This window comes from Streptomyces sp. NRRL F-5135 (assembly GCF_000719775.1).
GTDB classification, from domain to species: Bacteria; Actinomycetota; Actinomycetes; order Streptomycetales; family Streptomycetaceae; genus Streptomyces; species Streptomyces hebeiensis.
On sequence record NZ_JOHR01000014.1, the window covers coordinates 176,687 to 195,129 of the forward strand.

Consider the following 18,443-nt stretch of genomic DNA (forward strand, 5'->3'; position numbering starts at 1 on the left):
CATGGGTCTGGGGGTGGCTGGGCTGCGGGAGGTGGCGGCGCCGTACGTGGCGCCCGGCCCTTCGGGTGTCGCGGTCCGTACCCGGCTCAAGCATTTGACCGGCGAGGACGAGAGTGTGCTGTGCCTGGTCGGCGATCTTCTCGGCGCGCTGGCCTCCCGTGATCTCAAGGCGCGGTGTGCGTCCGGGCTGAAGCACGACAGCGGGCAGTGGGCCGAACGCAAGCGTGTTCTCACTGGGGAGTCCTCCTCGCCCTGGGCGGGGTCGGTCACGAAGGCCACCCGCGATCAGTGGGCGCTCGCCCGGCGCGGCCTGTTGGCCCACATCCACAGCCTCCAGGCGGGTGTGGACATGCTCAGGCACCGGTTGTCCCTGCCCCTCGGCGAGAAAGGCACCAAGCGGGCGCCCGGTGGATATCGCGGCAGGCAGGAGTGGTTCGCCAAGTCCCGCCGTCTGCACGTCCTCGAAGACCGGCTCCGAGCGGCACGGGCCGACTGGCAGGCCGGCATCGTGCATGTGGTGCGCGGCGGTAAACGGCTGCTGAACACCCGCCACCACCTTCAGGCCGCCCAGCTCACCGAGACCGAGTGGCGCGCCCGGTGGCAGGCCGGACGCCGGTTTCTGCAGGCTGACGGCGAGTCCGGCAAGCGCCACGGCAACGAGACCATCCGCGTCACGCCTGACGGCGAGGTCTCGCTCAAGCTCCCTGCCCCGCTGGCGCACCTGGCCAACGCGCCCCACGGCCGGTACGTCCTGGCCGTGAGGGTGTTGTTCGCGCACCGGGGCGAGCAGTGGGCCGACCGCGTCGCCGCTCACAGGGCCGTGGCGTACCGCATCCACCAGGACGTGGGCCGGGGCCGCTGGTATCTGACCGCGTCCTGGACCCTCTCCCCGGCCAGGACGATGCCGCTGGAGGCGGCCCGCGAGAACGGTCTGGTCGGTGTCGACACCAACGCCGACCACCTTGCCGCCTGGCGTCTGGACCGGCACGGCAACCCCACCGGCGAACCACTCCGCTTCGGCTACGACCTGACCGGCACCGCCGACCACCGCGACGCGCAGGTCAGACACGCCCTGATTCGGCTGCTGCACTGGGCCGCACGCCACGGCCTGGCCATCGCGGTCGAGGACCTCGACTTCCAGAGGGAGAAGACCCGCGAGAAGCACGGCCGCCGTAAAAGCTTCCGGAACCTGATCTCGGGCATGCCCGTCTCCAGGCTGCGGTCACGGCTGGTGAGCATGGCGGCCCAACTCGGCATCCCCGTCATCGTCGTCGACCCGGCCTACACCAGCCGATGGGCGCCCAGCACTGGCAGAAACCCCTCACCGGCAAGATCAGGAGGACCACTCGCCACGACGCGGCAGCCGTGGCGATCGGAAGGCGCGCCCTGGGACACCCGATCCGGCGTCGGACGGCACCGCCCCCACACGACCAGAGCGATCGTGCGAGGCATCGGACCGTCCAGGCCCGACCGGACAGCCCGGGGCGTGAGGGAAACCGCCCCCGTATCCCCGGACCACGGACACGATCCATGCCGCCCGGACATGGAGCGAACGCGGTCGACCAGAACGCCCAACACCGTCCGGGGCGTTCGGCTGAGCACGAGCCCTGACAACAGGGCTCACCCCCACTCAGTCTCTAGGAACGGTTCGCTGTGCTAGGTACGGTCTTCCGCATCCTCACTCTCCGGCTCACCCCGGCGTAGCCGACGGGCTTGGCACCCGGTACGTCCCGGGTGCCCACGTCCGCCGGCCCGGGGCGTGTCGCGGAGGCGCAGCGTGCCCCGACGACTACGGGCGCGGCACGTTGCGCAGGTTGGAACGGGCCATCTGGACCATGCGGCCCACCCCGCCGTCCAGCACGATCTTGCTCGCGGAGAGGGCGAAGCCCGTCACCATCTCGGCGCTGATCTTCGGCGGGATGGACAGGGCGTTCGGGTCCGTGACCACGTCCACGAGGGCCGGGCCCGGGTGCCTGAAGGCGTCCTTGAGCGCGGCCGCGAGCTGCTTGGGCTTCTCCACCCGTACGCCGTGCGCTCCGGCGGCGCGGGCGATGGCGGCGAAGTCGGGATTGTGGTTGCCGGTGCCGTACGCCGGCAGTCCCGCCACCATCATCTCCAGCTCCACCATGCCGAGCGAGGAGTTGTTGAACAGGACGATCTTCACCGGCAGGTCGTACTGGACGAGCGTGAGGAAGTCGCCCATGAGCATGGCGAATCCGCCGTCCCCCGACATCGAGACGACCTGCCGGCGCCGGTCGGTGAACTGCGCGCCGATCGCCTGCGGCAGCGCGTTGGCCATCGATCCGTGGCTGAACGAGCCGATGACGCGGCGGCGGCCGTTCGGCGAGAGGTAGCGCGCGGCCCAGACGTTGCACATGCCGGTGTCCACCGTGAACACGGCGTCGTCGTCGGCGACGTCGTCCAGCACGGCGGCGACGTACTCGGGGTGGATCGGGATGTGCCGGTCCACCTTGCGGGTGTACGCCTTGACCACACCCTCCAGGGCGTCGGCGTGCTTCTTGAGCATCCTGTCGAGGAAGCGGCGGTCCGTCTTGGCGCGCACCTTGGGAATCAGGCAGGTGAGCGTCTCGCGGACATCGCCCCACACGGCGAGGTCCAGCTTGGTGCGGCGGCCGAGGTGCTCGGGCCGCACGTCGACCTGCGCGATCTTCACGTCGTCGGGCAGGAAGGCGTTGTACGGGAAGTCCGTGCCGAGCAGGATCAGCAGGTCGCACTCGTGGGTGGCCTCGTACGCGGCACCGTAGCCGAGCAGTCCACTCATTCCCACGTCGAACGGATTGTCGTACTGAATCCATTCCTTGCCCCGCAGCGCGTGCCCGACCGGGGACTTGACCCGCTCGGCGAACTCCATCACCTCGGCGTGCGCGCCCGCCGTGCCGCTTCCGCAGAAGAGAGTGACCCGGTCCGCCTCGTCGATCATCCGGGCGAGCCGGTCGATCTCGCCGTCCCCGGGGCGCACCGACGGCCGGGAGGTGACCATCGCGTGCTCCGCCGCCCGCTCCGGGGCGGGCGCCGCGGCGATGTCGCCGGGGAGGGTGACCACGCTGACACCGCCCTGTCCGACCGCGTGCTGGATCGCCGTCTGGAGCAGCCGGGGCATCTGCCGCGGGCTGGAGATCATCTCGCTGTAGTGGCTGCACTCGGCGAACAGCCGGTCGGGATGGGTCTCCTGGAAGTAGTTGAGCCCGATCTCGCTCGACGGGATGTGGGAGGCGAGGGCGAGGACGGGCGCCATGGAGCGGTGGGCGTCGTACAGGCCGTTGATCAGATGCAGGTTGCCCGGTCCGCAGGAGCCCGCGCAGGCGGCGAGCTTGCCGGTGATCTGGGCCTCGGCACCGGCCGCGAAGGCCGCGGCCTCCTCGTGCCTGACCTGCACCCAGTCGATGGCGGCGTTACGGCGAACGGCGTCGACGACGGGGTTGAGGCTGTCGCCGACGACACCGTACAACCGCTGCACACCGGCCCTGGCGAGGATGTCGACGAACTGTTCCGCGACGTTCTGTTTGGCCATGGGAGCGCACCCTTTCCGGAGTCTCGGGGGACGCCGGGTCCGCCCGGCGGGTCCGGCACGGGTCCGACGCGGGCCCGCGCGGGTCCCGACTGCGGGCCCGCGCGGACGAGCCCGTATGAACGGGTCCCCCGGACAGGCCCGCCCGGACGGGTCCCCCCGGGGAACCGCGGGGCGGACCGTTGGGGCGGACCCGCGGAAGGGACCCGCGGAACGGACCCGATGGACGGAACCGGAGTGCCACGGGTACCCGGTGTCCATCAACCCATGCCGGGCGCGGTTACGCCTCCCAGACTCCGACGGCCGTGCGATCGGCGGCGTACCCCTTCACCCGGAGCTGGACGTCCGAGAGGTATTCGGCCAGGCCAGGCGGCTCCACGGCTTTCCAGCGCTCGGCCAGTTCACCCGCCAGGACGGGCTCGCCGCGCACCGGGTCCGCGAGCCCGGCGCTGCACAGCAGGAGCGTGTCCCCCGGGCGGGCGACCGAGGCCCGGAAACGGAACGGCTCGGACGGCGGCGGGGGCGGGACTTCGGACCCCCTGGCCGGTTCGGCCGGCCGGGCGGCCGAACCGGCAGGGTCACCCGCCGCACGGGCCGGGCCGTCCGCCGGCTTCCCCGGGTGCGTGATCCCGTCACCGGGATGGCGCGGCACGCCCGGTGCCGCGGGGCGGTCCGGCGCGGCGGAGCCATCGGGTGCGGGGCGGTCCGGCGCGGCGGGGCGATCCGGTACGGGACGGTCCGGCGCCGCCGTGCCGGCCGGTGGCGAGCCGAAGCCGACGACGGGGGCGCCGGTGAGCGCGGCGGGCCCCGGCACGGCCGGTTCCAGGTCCTGCCAGACACCGTCCCTGAGCCGGAACAGGCCGCCGTCGCCGACCCCGAAGAACACCCGCGTCCGGCAGGTGGGATCGGCGGGGAGCAGCAGGCAGCGCAGGCCGGCCGTGTACTCCCCCGGTTCCTGGCCGAGTACGGCGGCACGGGCGCGCAGCCTGCCGAGACCCCGGTAGGTGAGGCGGTGCAGCCCGGACTTCAGATCGCCCCTGCGACCCGCCCGGATGTCCTCCGACAGGCGGCGGTGGTTGTGTCCGACGGCCCCGCCGATCCAGTGGCAGGCGTCGGCGGCGGCGCGCTGCGCGCTCCCGCTGCCGGGGGTGCCGGTGGCGATGGCGACGAGCAGGAGCGCGTCCGTCCCCTCCCCGAAACGGGCGGTCAGGAGGACGTCCGCGCGCGGCTCGCCCCGGTGCCTGGCCGAGTCGCCCCGTACGGAAGCGGCGCGCAGCGTGTACGAACCGTAGCGCGCGCCGTCCAGGACGGTGTCGGGGACGAGTTCGTCCAGGTGCTCGGCGTCGGCGAGGGGCAGGGTGGTGGGCTCCGGCTCCGGCTCCAGGTCGGAACCGGGCGGCTCGTCTCCGGCGCGGGCGACGGGGACGACGGGCCCGCGGGGCGTCATGGCCGGGGGCGAGGGGGACGGTGCGGGCGAGGGCTCGGGGGAGGTGGCCGGGGACGCGTCGGCGGACGTCGGGGATTTCTGCTGCCGCTTCGGCCGCGGCCCTCGCGCGTCTGCGCGCTCGGTGCGCTGCGTGCGCTGCGTGCGCTGCGTGCTTTCCGTGCGCTCCGTGTTCTCGGTGCGCTGGGTGGGCTCCGTGCGCTGCGGGAGGGTCGAGCCGGGTGTCTGGCGTTCCAAGCGGGATTCTTCCTTCTGTGGCACGGTGCCCGGCGAGGGGCGCGCGTCGGTGGGTTCGTACGGTCGGCGGGGCGCGGGCGCCCGGGCCGACGGGTGCCCGGCCGGTTCCGGAGCGGCCGGTTCCGGTACGGGCGGGTCCGGAACGGCGGGCCGCGAGGCGGTTGTCTCCGGGGCGATTGCCTCCGGAATGGCTGGTTCCGGGGTGTTCGGGGGCGAGGTCGTCGGCACCGGAAAGACCGACTCCGTGACGGTGGACGGCGGCGCCTGCTCCCACCAGGCGAGCGATGGCCGGCCGGCCCCGTCCGCCCGCGGTGCCTCCGCGGGACCTTCCGCTCTCGCTTCCGCTCTTCCTTCCGCCCTTCCTTCCGCTCTTCCCTCCGCCATCGCGTCCGCCGCCGAGTCGAAGCGGTCGTCGAGCGTGTCCCCCGCCCCCCGTGTGGGCCCGGTGTCGGGGGCGGACTCGTCGTACAGCCGGTTCCACCAGTCCTCGGTGGGCGGCTCGTCCCGCTGCTGGCTCATGGCCCCATTGTCGACACAGGGGGCGGCCAGAACACCGCGCTCGCGAAATTCGGCCATCACAAAGCGCCCGGGCACGGCCACCGGCCACGGCCGGCAGTGCCGTCCCCGCGTCGTTTTCTCCGACAGGGCCCGGTCCGCCGGGCGACCCCACCCCCCACGGGAAGGACGCCCGGCGGGCCCTCACAGGCGGATGCGGAGGCGTAACGCCGGCGCCCGGCCGGACATGTCGCTCTCCTGGGGCATCCCAGGCCCAGGACAGTCGAGGGGCATATGCCCCAGGACTGTTTCCGCTGTGGTGGCGCCCACTTTGGCAGAGTGACGACTCATACGGGGATGATGTGGGCGGCGGGTTTGCGCCGTGGCCGCTATCCGCCACGGCGCGGGCCGGGAGGCGTGCGTCCGGTGGCCGCGCGGCGTTCAGGGAGGGGTGTGGCAGGGGTGCTGGCAGCGATAGGTCTCGACGAGAGACAGGAGTCCGCGTACCGGGCGCTGGTGGCGACCGGTGGCGCGGACGTCACGGAGCTGGCCCGCCGGCTGTCCCTGACCGAGCCGGACACCGAACGGGCCCTGCGCGTGCTGGAAGGGCAGGGCCTGGTCGCGTCGCCCGCGTCCCGGTCGGGCCACTGGATCGCGGCACCCCCCGGCGCCGCGCTCGGCGCGCTGCTGGCCCACCGCCGCCATGAGCTGGAACGGGCCGAACTCACCGCCGTCACCCTGGCCCGGGAGTACCGCGCGGAGGCCGTCGAGCCCGCCGTACACGATCTGGTCGAGGTCGTGTCGGGTGCGGACGCGGTGGCCGACCGGCTGCGCCGGCTCCGGCGGGGCGCCGCCGAGGAGGTCCGCGCACTGATCGCGGGCGAGAGCCTGGCCGTCGGCAGGGCGGACGGCGAGGCCGAGGAGCGCGCGGCGCGCGGGGTCCGCCTCCGGGTCGTGATCGGGCGCGAGATCCTCGCGTCGCCCGCCGCGGTCACCGGTCTCGGCGCCGCGCTCGGCCGGGAGGACCGGGCGAGGGTCACGGCGCGTGTCGCCACCGAGCTGGTGATCGCGGACCGTGCGGCGGCGATGGTGCCGCTGACGGGCCGCGGCACGGAGCCCGCGGCGCTCGTGGTGCACGGCGGCGGGCTGCTGGAACCCCTGCTGGGCCTGTTCGAGGCGGTGTGGCGGGAAGGCTCACCACTGCGGTTCGGAGGGGACGGCACCGTCGCGGAGGACGGCCGGCCCCGCCCCGACGCCACCGACCTCCAGGTGCTGTCGCTGCTGCTCGCCGGGCTGACGGACGCGAGCGTCGCCAGACAACTGGACCTGGGTCTGCGGACCGTACAGCGCCGGGTGAAGAGGATGATGGAGCTGAGTGGCGTGAGCACCCGGCTCCAGCTGGGTTGGTACGCGTACGAGAAGGGCTGGGTGGCACGGGAGGCGCCCGCCCCTGCGCGTCCCTGACATGGCACGCGCTGACACGGCACGCGCACGCCGCACGCGATCTGCGTGACCGAGCGGGGTCCTGCACAGTTGGCAGATGGACGTGTGGCAGCTGGTACTGGTGGGGCTGGTGCTGCTGCTCGGCCTGCTCGGGGTGCTGGTGCCCGGCGTACCGGGCCAGGCGATCGTCTGGGCCGGCGTGCTGTGGTGGGCGCTGACCGACACCACCCGTCCGGCCTGGGGCGTACTGATCGGAGCGACGGCTCTGTCGCTGCTGAACCAGGCGCTGCGGCCGCTGCTCCCGGCCCGCCGCGCCCGCGGCACCGGTGCTCCGCGCCGCACGGTGCTGACCGGCGGTATCGCCGCGATCGTGGGCTTCTTCGTGGTGCCGGTGCTGGGCGGGATCCTGGGCTTCGTCGGGGGCGTCTACGGCGCGGAGCGGGTACGGCTCGGCAGCCACCGGGCGGGCCTGGCCGCCACCCGTACGGTCATGCGCACCGCGGGGTACTCACTGCTGGTCGAGCTGTTCGCCTGCCTGCTGGTGGTGGGTGCGTGGCTGGGCGTGGTGGTGGCGGGCTGAGGGCGTCCCAGGACGGGCTCGAGGAGCTGCGTTCACACGGGGGAACCGTGTTCAGGCGTGGGAGTCGTGTTCAGGCGTGGGAGTCGTGTTCAGGCGTGGGAGTCGTGTTCAGGCGTGGGAGTCGTGTTCAGGCGTGGGAGTCGTGCTTCACGCGCGGGGCACGGTCCGGCGGGCGGCCGTGACGACGGCGGTCAACAGACCGGGGAAGCGGGCCTCCAGGTCCTCGGTCCGCAGTCGGTTGATGCGGGAGGTGCCCTCGTACCGCTGACGGATGACGCCGGCCTCGCGCAGCACCCGGAAGTGATGGGTACTGGTGGACTTGCTCACCGGCAGCTGGAAGGCGATGCAGGACATGTCGGTGTGGCCCTCGGCCAGGTCCCGCACGATGCGCAGCCGGACGGGGTCCGCCAAGGCGTGCAGCACGGCCTCCAGCCTGATCTCTTCCAGCCCCGGGTGGGCCAGGCTGCGTCCGGCGGGTGCGCCGGTGTCTTCGCTGGTACCCATGGAGACCTCCTCGTCCACGTCGTCCACCTCGCCCCCTGTAGTACGAGATTCACCGTACGACATGTCGGTCCGCTTCCGGACCGGATCCGCCCGGGTGCGCGCACTGCCGTCACCACCGGCGTGCCACGACGAGGAGGACGAGGGGAGGACGAGGGGGACCACGAGGACGAGGAAAACGCGTGGCGGCGCCGCACCGGGTGTGGCTATGGTTGTCCGCGTGCCGGAGCGGTGGGCGTGACACCTCACCGCCGGGGCGTTGTCGGTCTGTTGAGAAAGCAAGGGGGTGAGGACATTGATGACTGTCATTGCGCTGGGCGCCGCCCAGGTTCAGAAGCTCATCGTTCCCGCCCCTGTGGCCTCCGGCTGACCTTTCCCTTCTTCGCGCCCGTGTGCGTGCGCCGGGGCCACCCTTGTGAAGGGTTCCCCCTTGTCTTCCTCTTCTCCGCAGGCTTCCTCCGCCTCGGATCAGTTCGTTTCTCACCCGTCCGCTCCGCACCCGCTCGCTCCGTACGGCTGGGACGTGGGCTGGGACGCCGAGTTCGCACCGTACGCCACGCGGGGTCTGGTGGCCGGCCGGGTCGTACGGGTCGACCGTGGCCAATGCGATGTCCTCACCGGCGACGGCACCGTCCGCGCCGACACCTCCTTCGTCACGCCGCACGACCCGCTGCGGGTGATCTGCACCGGGGACTGGGCGGCCGTCGAGCCGGCCGGAGACCCCCGGTACGTTCGGGCGTACCTGCCCCGGCGCACCGCCTTCGTACGGTCCACCTCCTCCAAGCGGTCGGAGGGACAGATCCTCGCGGCCAACGTCGACCACGCGGTCATCGCGGTCTCGCTCGCCGCCGAACTCGACCTGGGCCGTGTCGAACGGTTCCTCACCCTGGCCTGGGAGAGCGGGGCCCTGCCGCTCATCGTGCTCACCAAGACCGACCTGGTGACCGACCCCGGCGTGCTCGGCCATCTCGTCGAGGACGTGACGGCGGCCGCGCCCGGTGTGCAGGTGCTGGCCGTCAGCGCGGCGACGGGCGACGGGATCGAAGTGCTCTCCGCCGTGCTGTCCGGTGGCACCAGTGTGCTGCTGGGCGTCTCCGGCGCCGGCAAATCGACCCTCGCCAACGCGCTCCTCGGGGAGGAGGCGATGGAGGTCCGGGCCGTCCGGGACATGGACGGAAAGGGCCGCCACACCACCACGACCCGGAACCTGTTCGCGATGCCCGGTGGTGGCGTACTGATCGACACTCCGGGACTGCGCGGCGTCGGCCTGTGGGATGCCGAGTCCGGCGTCGGCCAGGTCTTCACGGAGATCGAGGAACTGTCCGGGAACTGCCGCTTCCACGACTGCGCGCACGAGACGGAACCGGGCTGCGCCGTGCTGCGCGCGGTGGAGGACGGCGTGCTGCCGGTCCGGCGGCTGGAGAGCTACCGCAAACTGCTGCGCGAGAACCGGCGCATCGTCGCCAAGACCGACGCGCGGCTGCGCGGCGAGATCCGACGGGACTGGAAGCGCAAGGGCGCCGAGGGCCGCGCGGCGATGGAGGCCAAGCGCGGCCGCCTCCGGTAACGCCACCTCCGGTAACGGCGAAGCGGGCCGGGGGCGGAGGCCGCGAAGCACGGCGGCGGGCGCGTCGCACGAAACTCGGCAGGGCGCCCGCCGCCCTCCCCCTCGGCTACGGACGCCCTGCTCACACAGCCTGCGGATGCGTATCCGCCCCTGCGTTCGAACAACACTCTAGGCAGCCCTGCCCATGGGAACCAGGTCACGCGTGCACGGTGTACCGGCCCCGGACATCCGCACCGCACGCCGGACCGTCACGGCGCACAGCCGGGACGTACCGACCCCTCACCGCTGCCCGCCCCTACGGGTGCGGGCGCCACGCGGCGGGCAGCGGAGGGCGGCCCGTGGTCACGTAGAGAGCGAACGCGAGCGGGCGAACGCCACCCCACGCGTGCCCGCCCCCGTCCGGACCGTCCTTTCCGGGAGGCTGCTCGTCCCCCTTCGGCTCGGCGTGCGGGGTCCGGCCGACGTGCGGGTTCGGGCTGACGGCGGGCTCGCGCCCGATCAGCGGTGCGCAGGCCCGGAGACGGCTCCGGACGGTGACCGGTGACAGGCCGAGTGCCGTGGCCGTCCGTTGTGTGTGGGTGTCGTTCTCCAGCCAGGCGGCGAGGGTGCGTATCAGATCGCGCCGGTCGGACCGCAACGGCTCGAGGAAGGACTCCGCCCAGGCATGGACCTCGGGCGTGGCCAGCATCGTCACGAAGTCGGCGGTGGCGTCGGGCGACGGCTCGTCGTGCCCGTGCGCGATGACGACCTTGACGGCCGTCGAGACGACCACCTGGCTCAGGACCCGGCCCCGGTCGAGGCCGAGCAGGCCGAACGCCCGGCTGATCCGCTGGGTCACGGTGTTGCGGTGGATGCCGACCAGGCGCGCGGCGGACGCGTGGTGGAGTTCGAGGCCCAGGTCCAGGGTTCGCAGGAGCTGATCGCGCTGTCCCATGGGGAGCGCCAACAAGGGGCGCAGGACTGTCGCGGCCCAGCGCCGGGCCGCTACCGGAGGCAGGGCGCTCAGCAGGTCGGCCCGTTCGTTGGACAGAGCGACGCGGTCGGGGAGCTGCCGCGCCACCGACAGGGCGTCGGCCGCCTCCGCGTAGGCGTCGGCGACTTCGCTCAGCGCATACGCACGGCTGCCGCCCATCCGGTGCTCGGGCAGCGAGACGACGACCTGGCGCATCGAATCGCGCACGCCGGCCGGGTCGTTGTCCTGATCGCGCACGGGGTCGAGCACGATGAGGTGATTGAACGCCGGGCAGCGCACCAGCATCGCACGGTCCGCGATGGCACGGTCGCTGCGCCGGGCGGCGATCTCCCGGTCCGCCTCTCCGCAGTCGATCACGTAGACGCGGACCTTCTCCGTGGCCAACAGCCAGGGCGTCAGCGCGGCCATCGCCCGCTGGGCGGCGATCTCCTCACCGACCATGAGGAATTGGAACGCCCCCAGGCGCACGGCGTGCTCGGCCTCGGCCACCTGGCTGTGGCGCCGGTCGATCTGGTCGATGAGGCCCAGCACCTTGCCCGCGTGCCGCAGGAGATCGACGCCCGCGTCGTCGAACGGGCGTCGCGAGGCGACCGACAGCATCGAAGGCGAGCCCATCGCCGCGAGCGTCTGGAAACGCGTGTGCGGCGTGGTGTCCGGAATGGACGCGGATTCGGCCGTCGACGGCATGGACGGCGTCGGCAGCGTGGTCGAGGCGGGCGGTGCGGAGGGGGCCGGGGACCTGGCCGCCGTACCCGACGTGGCAGAAGGAAGGGGTATGACGGACGGTACGGACGCGGGGAGTTCCGCACGCACGAGATGCCCGGCCAGCAAGGGAGCCAGCGTGCCGGGTGCGCTCTCCGGCGACGCGGCGAGAACGCCCCGCAACGGGTCGCTGACCAGTACCTCGCCGTCCAGCGCGGCGGCCAGCCAGTCGGTGACGCGCTGCATCGCGTCACCGTCCGCGTCGGCGAGCCGGGACGGGAGCCGGTTCAGCAGCGCGGTGAGCTGCTCGGCATGCCATTCGGCGTGCTGGTAGCGGTACTCGCGCAGGCGGGGAGCCAGTTCCTTCCATGCCCCCAGGCTCTTCGTCGTGGTCAGCAGCGGTACGTTCAGCCTCGCCGCCGAGCTGCGGATCACCGCCGGTACGGACCGGGCGCCCTGCCTCTCGACCGCCACGGCGAGGCCGGCGGCCCGCTGCCGGGACATCTCACGCAGCAGCCCCTCGATCGCGGAGGAGACGGGCTGCCGCCCGGGTCGCGCCCCCGGTACGCCGATCACCACGAGCACGTCCCGCAGGTCTCCGAGCCGGTCGGCGCTCCACGCCGTCCCGGTCAGCACCCGTACGGAATCCACCCCCCGGTCAGCTGCGGCCCGCGGCCCGAAAGCCAACCGCAGGCAGAAATCGGACTCGCCACATATACCACCCAAGGTGGGCATTCGCCCTTCTCCCTTCCTGAGCCCGACGCCGCCCTGACACCCCTCATAGAACCAGACCTCAGATTGTCTCTGATCAGCTAAGAGGTCGCGCGGACCGTAGGGTCCGGTATGGGTTCTGCCCACCGTGGTGGGGCAGCGTGAGCGTGGAGATGGAATCCCGCGCCGAGTGCTGCTCCGCGTGGCCGGTGTCGGCTGGTGGTGGGTGTGCTGATCGTGGTCACACTCTGGTGCCGGTGGGCTGCGCGGGGCAGCCGGGTCCGGTCCGTTGGTGTGTGTCCCTCCGGACGCCGGCCGGCGCGGCCCGGAGGCCGTACCGGGGAGGGAACCTCACGTCGCCTGGGCGTGAGGTGGTTGGTTCGCGGCCGGGTGGGGCCGGTCTTCGACCGGTCCGTCCGGCTGGTCTTGGATCGGTCTGTCCGGCTGGGCTTCGGGGTGGCGGTGATGACGGCGTTGGCTTCCATCGTGTCCACCACCGTGCGGATCACCATGGTGCCGCCGGCACGGTCCACGACGGTCCTGGTCTGGTGGGCGAGGCCGCGTGCGGCGATCCGCCGCCAGGCTCCCTGGTCGCGGTCGCCCCGAGGGGTAGTCGGGGTGGGCCGGTGGTGTGTGGGGTGGGGGCGCGAGAGTTGTGTGGGGCGGTGACGGGCTGGTGCAGCGGCGGGCGGCCGGGACTCATGCCCCGCCGGTCACACAACGCCGAACCAACCCGCACCACAACCGCGCACCCCACCCACAAACCCACAAACCCGCACCCCCGCATCAACCCGCAACGCCCGCCCACACCCCACAGCCGTAAATCGGTTGTTCCTGGTGGCCCGGTGACGGACCATCACGAGCCGGATACCGGTCGCCGAGACCCGAACCCCGAGGAAGCGAGCGCCACCATGCCTGTTCCCGCGAAGCCCGTGCCTGCCGACCCGGCGGTGGTCCACCCGCTGCCGGAGCAGCCGCGGGTGGTCCTGCTCAAGCCGCTGGTGAAGTCCCCGTTGATCGAGGTCGGGGAGTACTCCTACTACGACGACCCGGACGACCCGACCGCGTTCGAGACGCGCAACGTGCTCTATCACTACGGCCCGGAGAAGCTGGTCATCGGCAAGTTCTGCGCGCTGGGCACGGGGGTGCGCTTCCTCATGAACGGCGCCAACCACCGTATGGACGGCCCCTCGACCTTCCCCTTCCCCACCATGGGCGGCTCGTGGGCCGAGCACTTCGATCTGCTCACCGGTCTGCCGAACCGGGGGGACACCGTCGTCGGCAACGACGTGTGGTTCGGCTACGGCACGACGGTGATGCCCGGCGTCCGGATCGGGCACGGCGCGATCATCGGCGCCGACGCCGTGGTGACCGCGGACGTGCCGGACTACGGGATCGTCGGTGGCAACCCAGCCCGTCTCATCCGAACCCGCTACAGCGGCCGGGACGTCGCCCGGCTGCTGGAACTCGCCTGGTGGGACTGGCCCGCGGAGCACATCACCGAGCATGTGCGAACGATCATGTCGGGCAGCATCACCGACCTGGAGGCCGCCGCTCCTCGCGCCCGCCGCGGCTGACGAGGCGGCCCGGGCGAAGCCGGTTCGGGTTCACCGCAGGGCGATGAGTCCCGCGTCGGTCGGTCTGAAGCCGCAGGCGTCGAGATAGAAGGGGCGCAGGTGCTCTTCGAAATCGACGTGGAGCCATTCGCAGTTCGCCGAGCGGGCTCCTCTGGCGGCGGCGGTCACCAAGGCGGTCCCGACGCCGGACTCGCGCAGGTCCTGAGCGACCATCGTGTCGAGGAGGAAGGCGTGGGCGCCCCCGTCCCAGGCGACGTTGACGAATCCGATCAGTCTGCCTTCCTTTCGTGCGCAGACCCAGCCGAGACTGTGCCGACGCAGTTGCGTATGCCAGTCGACGGCCGTCCCGGCGGGGCCGAACGCCTCCGCGTGCAGCGCGTTGACGGCCGCGTTGTCGAAGTCACCGCGCCACTCGTACGTGATCGTCATGATCGCATCGTAGGGAGGAACCGTCCCGGCGCGGAGGGCCCCTCCCCGCAAGGTATGCGCGGGAGGGGCGGGCGAACCGGAGGGCGTGGCCGACAGACAGCGGCCGCACGCCGCGCGTCACATCAGGGCGCCCCGCGCACCATCGACGCGCGTACCAGTCCCTGGGCGCGCAGTTCGCCCAGGACCAGGGCCGCGAATTCCGTGGCCCCGCGCTCCGAGGTGTGCGTGTTGTCGCGCTTCTCGTCGTAGAGGAACAGTGCCTTGGACGCCTCGGGTCCCCATTCCTCCACCCGGCTGCGGGTGAGCGCGGTGAGGTCCACGAGCGGTGCGTCCAGGCGCGCCGCCAGGGCGCGCATCTCGGCGGGGAGGTCCACGCCCAGGCCGTTGACGTGGAGCGCGGTGCCGTTGGCGAGCGTGCCGTCGGTGTTGAACCAGCGCCGGACGACCGGGGTCACCAGGACGGGCCGGCCGCCTCGCTCACGTACGCGCTCGGCCATGGCCGTCAGGTTCGCGCGGTAGACGTCCGCCGGAGTCTGTTTGTCGTTGTGCGCGAGCTGGACGAGGACGAGATCGCCCGGGCGCACCCGTGCCTCGATCGCCGGGAAGAGTGCCGGGTTGTCCAGGAAGGACTGCGATCCCTCCCCTGAGTCGGCGTAGTTGGCGACCGAGATGCCCTGCCTCAGATATCGCGGAAGCTGCTGGCCCCAGCCCGAGTAGGGCTCCGCCGCCTGGTCGCAGACCGTGGAGTCACCGGCCAGGAACAGGCGCGGTGCGCGGGGCGCGGGGGTCACCCGCAGCGCCGCGAGCAGCGGCGCCGCGCCGCCGAAGCGCAGATCGAGGCCGGGGCTCCCGACGGGTCCTGTCGGCTCCCCCTCCGGATCCCGTACGTCCACGGTGAAGCCGCGCCGTACGGTCCGGCCGGGCGCGGTGGCCGTTTCGGCGAGCACGGTCCGGCGGCTCTCGGCCGTGACGGCGGTACGGCCCGCCGTGGCCCCGCCGAGCAGGGCCGTCACCTCGTACGTCCCCGGCGGGAGGGCGAAGTGGCAGACCACGGGGGCCGTGCCGGCACAGTCGCCGCGCACCGTCCCGTGGATGGGACCGGGACCAGAGCCGGGGCCGGGGCCGAGACCGCCTCCGGGGCCGAGGTCGGTCCGGAGCTCGGTCCCGAGGCCGGCCCCGACGCGGGCTCCGAGTCCGGCACCGACGCTCGGGGCGGCTCCGACGTCGACGCCCGGAGCGGGGCCGGACCGGGAGGCCGGCCCGGCCGCGTCGCCGTGGGCCTGGGCCGGTAAGGCGGACAGACCGGTGGCGGCGGTGAGCGCCATCAGCAGCGCGGTCCGGACCCGGCGCGCGAGCCCGCCGCGCGCGCGGCGGTTCACTTCGGCGTCCTGTCGGGCATCCGGTCGCCGACGAGCGCCAGATTCTGGATGGCGGCGAGGCCGAAGAGCGCGGTCTCGTTGCTGTTGACGCGCACGTTCTCCCAGCCGGGTTCGAGGACGTCCGGGCCCTCGATCCGGGTTCTGCCCCAGTCCATGTCCGAGGTGTAGGCGTCGCTGTCGTAGAACTTCTGCCAGGCGCGCTCGGCCAGCGCGTCGTCGTCCAGTTGTGCCGCGGCGTACGCGTCCTGGCGCGAGTGGCCCTGGAACAGCAGCAGGCTGCCGAAGTCGGATCCGTACCGCGCCTTCTGCTCGGCCTTGGTGGCGTTGAAGTAGCGGCAGTAGTCCAGCCACGCCTCCTTGAACTCCGGCATGTCGATCAGGCCGATCAGCTCGGCGCACATCTCGACCAGGCCGAACATCGACGAGAGGTGGGAGACGCTGACGACCGGCCGGTCGGCGACCGCGAACCTGCCCGTGTCGAGGTCGTAGAGGCCGGAGCCCTGGACGAATCCGTTGGGCTGGGCCGCGATGGTCTCCATGGTGGAGCGCAGCCGGGCCTCCGCCTTCGCGGCCTGCGGCCCCTGGCGCTCCCACTCGGTGAGCCAGCCGGCGGCGAGCCCGCTCCAGTCGGTGCCGAAGCCGACCGAGAGGGCGTTGCGGTCGGGCTCGTAGGGATCGGTGCGGACCTTGCGCTGCGGGTCGATCACGAGGAACGTCTCGTCCGAGTCGACCTGGTCGCGCATCAGGTCGCCGACGCGCTCGTCCGCCGTGAGGTAGTAGTACGGGCGGCGGTAGACGGCGGTGGAGATACGTTGCTGCTTGGCGCTGTCCGCGTAGTGCTGGACGCCGTGCCGGGTGCCGAGTCCGGCCCACTGGCCGAGGTGGTAGACGTCCACCTCGCCGGTGTGCCGGGTGAGCGCCTCGGCGAAGCGGAAGATGTCGGCGCGGCCGGAGCGCAGATAGGCGAACCAGAGCCACAGGTCGGGTGAGAGTTCGGAGTTGTCCCAGGCGTAGCCGCCGACGTCGTAGCGCCACTGGTGCCGGTCCGGGTCGTAGCTGTGCATGAAGTCGCCGTAGTCCCAGAAGCCGTACCAGCGGCGCTGCTCGACCTGGTCCTGGTAGTACGTGAAGAGGAAGTCGAGCTGGTCCTCGATCCTCGCCCTGGCCTCGGTGGAGCGGTCGACGGGCGCGAACAGTCCGCCGAAGACCCCCGCGCGACTGAGGGTGCCCGCCCCCGCTGCCAGTTGGGGCGGGGTGCGGACGGCGGCGGCCTGTGCGACGAGGGTGTCGGCGGTGGGAGTGGCCTCGTTGGCCCAGAAGAGCAACTCGCTGGTGCGCGCGATGCCGTAGGGGGTGCCGAAGCCGGGCTCGGTGTCCTCGTAGGTGATGTTGAGCCCTTCGAGCTGCTCGGCGTAGGTGTCCTGGCCCATGCCGTCGTGGTAGAAGCGCAGGTCCATGGGCTGGGCCTCGGGCGACCAGAGCCAGAGGGTGACCTCGGCCTCACTGCCGGCGGCGCCCCGGATGTCGAGCTGGGCGGGGTGTTTCTGCCAGAAGTCGCGGAGACCGAAGGAGAGTCCGCCGCTGACCCCGCCGACGTAGCCGAAGCCGGTGGCCCGGCCGCCGCCGCCCGAGGTGATCCAGCCGTGGCCGGGCTTGGTGCGCTTGCGCAGGGTGAAGCCGTCGGCGGAGAGCTGGGCGAGGGTGTGGTCGCCCCATTCGGGGACGTACGACAGGCGGGTGGTGACCCGCTGGTCCCAGGTGGCGGGGTCGGGCAGCTTCTCGCCCCTGACCTGGGCGGCCCGGACGGCGGCGCCCGGGTCGCGGCGCAGGCCCGTGATGCCCTTGACCGCCTCGGTGAGGAAGCCCTTGCCCTCGCCGGCGATGCGGATGTGGCGGTCGTACGCGGCGTCACGCATGGGTACGGTGAAGCGGACGCCGAGCCCGCGGATGAAGTCGCCCTTGTCCCGGCCGGGCCGCTGGTCGCCGTCGAAGGTGATCGTGTGGACCATGCGGAAGGACTCGGCACCCGCGTAGAAGTAGAGCCGGATGCTGAACGGCAGCCAGCGACGGCCGTCCTTGCGGTGTTTGCCGTCGACGCGTACCACCGCGCGGACGGGGCCGTCCTGTTCGACCTTGGTGCCGCGGATCTCCCCGTCGAACCGTTCCCAGCGGGCGGCGCCCCGGTCGCCCTCGTCCAGGTCGCCCTGGCGCAGCAGAACGAGCCGGCCGTCGGTGGCGATCTCCGTGCGGCCACGGCTCACGGAACGGACGAGCCGGTGGCCGTCCTTGCCGATGACGGCCTTGATCACACCGGTGTCGACGGTGATGTCCCGACGGGTCTCGGTGACCGTGATCCCCTTCGCGGGGGCGGCGGGGGTGCCGGCGGTGAGCGAGAAGCGGTCGGCGCCGCGGGCCGCGCCGCCGACCGCGTGGGCCGTCCATTTCAGGGTGCCGTCCGGCCAGTAGGCGGTGGGCCAGCTCTGTACGGGGACGTCCTCGCCGTCCGGTGCGGCCAGGGCGAACGTCGTGTCCGCCGGGTGGACGCCCTTGGGCCAGGGCACGCCGAAGGTGCTGCCGGGCGCGGCGCCGAGGCCGCCGTCCTCGAGCCATTCGACGGAGACCGGTTCGCCGGTGGCGGCCGCGCCGGCCCGGCCGGTTCCGTCGGCCGCCGAGGCGTCTTTCCCGCCGAGGGCCCAGCTGAACTGGGTGGCGGCGCCGGCGACGGCCGCGGCCTTGAGCACGGATCTGCGGAGGATCGGAGACATGCGTGTTCCTTTCATGCACATGACATACGCAAGGACACGGTGGAACCGCCGGACCCGGCTGAACCGGCCGAACGGGCGGAATGGGCGGAACGGGTCGAGCGGGTGGAACGG

The 18,443-nt window shown here is 72.5% G+C and carries 11 protein-coding genes and 1 pseudogene; 5 read left to right on the plus strand and 7 right to left on the minus strand.

From position 1 onward, the window contains the following. Nucleotides 1-13 precede the first annotated feature (13 nt). A pseudogene (locus IG02_RS36940) lies at nucleotides 14-1,611 on the plus strand (IS200/IS605 family accessory protein TnpB-related protein). A gap of 178 nt (nucleotides 1,612-1,789) precedes the next feature. On the opposite strand, the gene IG02_RS0124795 reads toward IG02_RS36940, so the two are convergent. Both IG02_RS0124795 and IG02_RS0124800 read right to left on the minus strand, forming a co-directional pair. Beyond that, nucleotides 1,790-3,532, minus strand: a complete 1,743-nt coding sequence (locus tag IG02_RS0124795; protein ID WP_030752258.1) for a pyruvate dehydrogenase — start codon at nucleotides 3,530-3,532, stop codon at nucleotides 1,790-1,792. A gap of 277 nt (nucleotides 3,533-3,809) precedes the next feature. Next, nucleotides 3,810-5,729 (minus strand): protein phosphatase 2C domain-containing protein, encoded by a 1,920-nt coding sequence (locus tag IG02_RS0124800; protein WP_051765684.1) that lies wholly within the window; start codon nucleotides 5,727-5,729, stop codon nucleotides 3,810-3,812. 438 nt (nucleotides 5,730-6,167) lie between these two features. Here IG02_RS0124800 and IG02_RS0124805 point away from each other — a divergent pair, with 438 nt between their 5' ends. Together IG02_RS0124805 and IG02_RS0124810 are read left to right on the plus strand one after the other, a co-directional pair. Then, a complete protein-coding gene (locus tag IG02_RS0124805; RefSeq protein WP_030752265.1) occupies nucleotides 6,168-7,169 on the plus strand; it encodes a helix-turn-helix transcriptional regulator in 1,002 nt (333 codons plus the stop codon). A gap of 76 nt (nucleotides 7,170-7,245) precedes the next feature. After that, the gene (locus IG02_RS0124810; RefSeq protein ID WP_030752268.1) at nucleotides 7,246-7,728 is read left to right on the plus strand and encodes a DUF456 domain-containing protein; all 483 of its coding nucleotides are present in this window, start codon (nucleotides 7,246-7,248) and stop codon (nucleotides 7,726-7,728) included. Between the two features lie 147 nt (nucleotides 7,729-7,875). On the opposite strand, the gene IG02_RS0124815 is transcribed toward IG02_RS0124810, so the two are convergent. Beyond that, nucleotides 7,876-8,232 (minus strand): ArsR/SmtB family transcription factor, encoded by a 357-nt coding sequence (locus IG02_RS0124815; RefSeq protein WP_030752270.1) that lies wholly within the window; start codon nucleotides 8,230-8,232, stop codon nucleotides 7,876-7,878. A gap of 427 nt (nucleotides 8,233-8,659) precedes the next feature. Between IG02_RS0124815 and rsgA the strand changes: the two genes are divergently transcribed. Further along, complete coding sequence (rsgA, locus tag IG02_RS0124820) at nucleotides 8,660-9,796, plus strand: ribosome small subunit-dependent GTPase A (RefSeq protein WP_037804138.1); 1,137 nt, start codon at nucleotides 8,660-8,662, stop codon at nucleotides 9,794-9,796. Between the two features lie 295 nt (nucleotides 9,797-10,091). On the opposite strand, the gene IG02_RS41760 is transcribed toward rsgA, so the two are convergent. Beyond that, nucleotides 10,092-12,206 (minus strand): helix-turn-helix domain-containing protein, encoded by a 2,115-nt coding sequence (locus IG02_RS41760; protein ID WP_158712380.1) that lies wholly within the window; start codon nucleotides 12,204-12,206, stop codon nucleotides 10,092-10,094. 887 nt (nucleotides 12,207-13,093) lie between these two features. Between IG02_RS41760 and IG02_RS0124835 the strand changes: the two genes are divergently transcribed. Next, nucleotides 13,094-13,759, plus strand: a complete 666-nt coding sequence (locus IG02_RS0124835; protein ID WP_030752280.1) for a CatB-related O-acetyltransferase — start codon at nucleotides 13,094-13,096, stop codon at nucleotides 13,757-13,759. A gap of 30 nt (nucleotides 13,760-13,789) precedes the next feature. On the opposite strand, the gene IG02_RS0124840 is transcribed toward IG02_RS0124835, so the two are convergent. The 3 genes from IG02_RS0124840 to IG02_RS0124850 form a co-directional block, all read right to left on the minus strand. Beyond that, the gene (locus IG02_RS0124840; protein WP_030752283.1) at nucleotides 13,790-14,188 is read right to left on the minus strand and encodes a GNAT family N-acetyltransferase; all 399 of its coding nucleotides are present in this window, start codon (nucleotides 14,186-14,188) and stop codon (nucleotides 13,790-13,792) included. Between the two features lie 122 nt (nucleotides 14,189-14,310). Next, nucleotides 14,311-15,567, minus strand: a complete 1,257-nt coding sequence (locus IG02_RS36945; RefSeq protein ID WP_063756847.1) for a rhamnogalacturonan acetylesterase — start codon at nucleotides 15,565-15,567, stop codon at nucleotides 14,311-14,313. Further along, entirely contained in the window at nucleotides 15,564-18,332 is a 2,769-nt protein-coding gene (locus tag IG02_RS0124850) for a hypothetical protein (protein WP_030752289.1), read from the minus strand. The genes IG02_RS36945 and IG02_RS0124850 overlap by 4 nt, the downstream gene beginning before the upstream one ends. Nucleotides 18,333-18,443 lie beyond the last annotated feature (111 nt).

Bases quoted from the DNA above. Each gene is read 5' to 3' on its own strand.
- IG02_RS41760 (WP_158712380.1), bottom strand. From the start codon at position 12,206: ATGCCCACCTTGGGTGGTATATGTGGCGAGTCCGATTTCTGCCTGCGG.
- IG02_RS0124840 (WP_030752283.1), bottom strand. From the start codon at position 14,188: ATGACGATCACGTACGAGTGGCGCGGTGACTTCGACAACGCGGCCGTC.
- IG02_RS0124835 (WP_030752280.1), top strand. From the start codon at position 13,094: ATGCCTGTTCCCGCGAAGCCCGTGCCTGCCGACCCGGCGGTGGTCCAC.
- IG02_RS0124810 (WP_030752268.1), top strand. From the start codon at position 7,246: ATGGACGTGTGGCAGCTGGTACTGGTGGGGCTGGTGCTGCTGCTCGGC.
- IG02_RS0124800 (WP_051765684.1), bottom strand. From the start codon at position 5,729: ATGAGCCAGCAGCGGGACGAGCCGCCCACCGAGGACTGGTGGAACCGG.
- IG02_RS0124850 (WP_030752289.1), bottom strand. From the start codon at position 18,332: ATGTCTCCGATCCTCCGCAGATCCGTGCTCAAGGCCGCGGCCGTCGCC.
- IG02_RS0124815 (WP_030752270.1), bottom strand. From the start codon at position 8,232: ATGGGTACCAGCGAAGACACCGGCGCACCCGCCGGACGCAGCCTGGCC.
- IG02_RS0124795 (WP_030752258.1), bottom strand. From the start codon at position 3,532: ATGGCCAAACAGAACGTCGCGGAACAGTTCGTCGACATCCTCGCCAGG.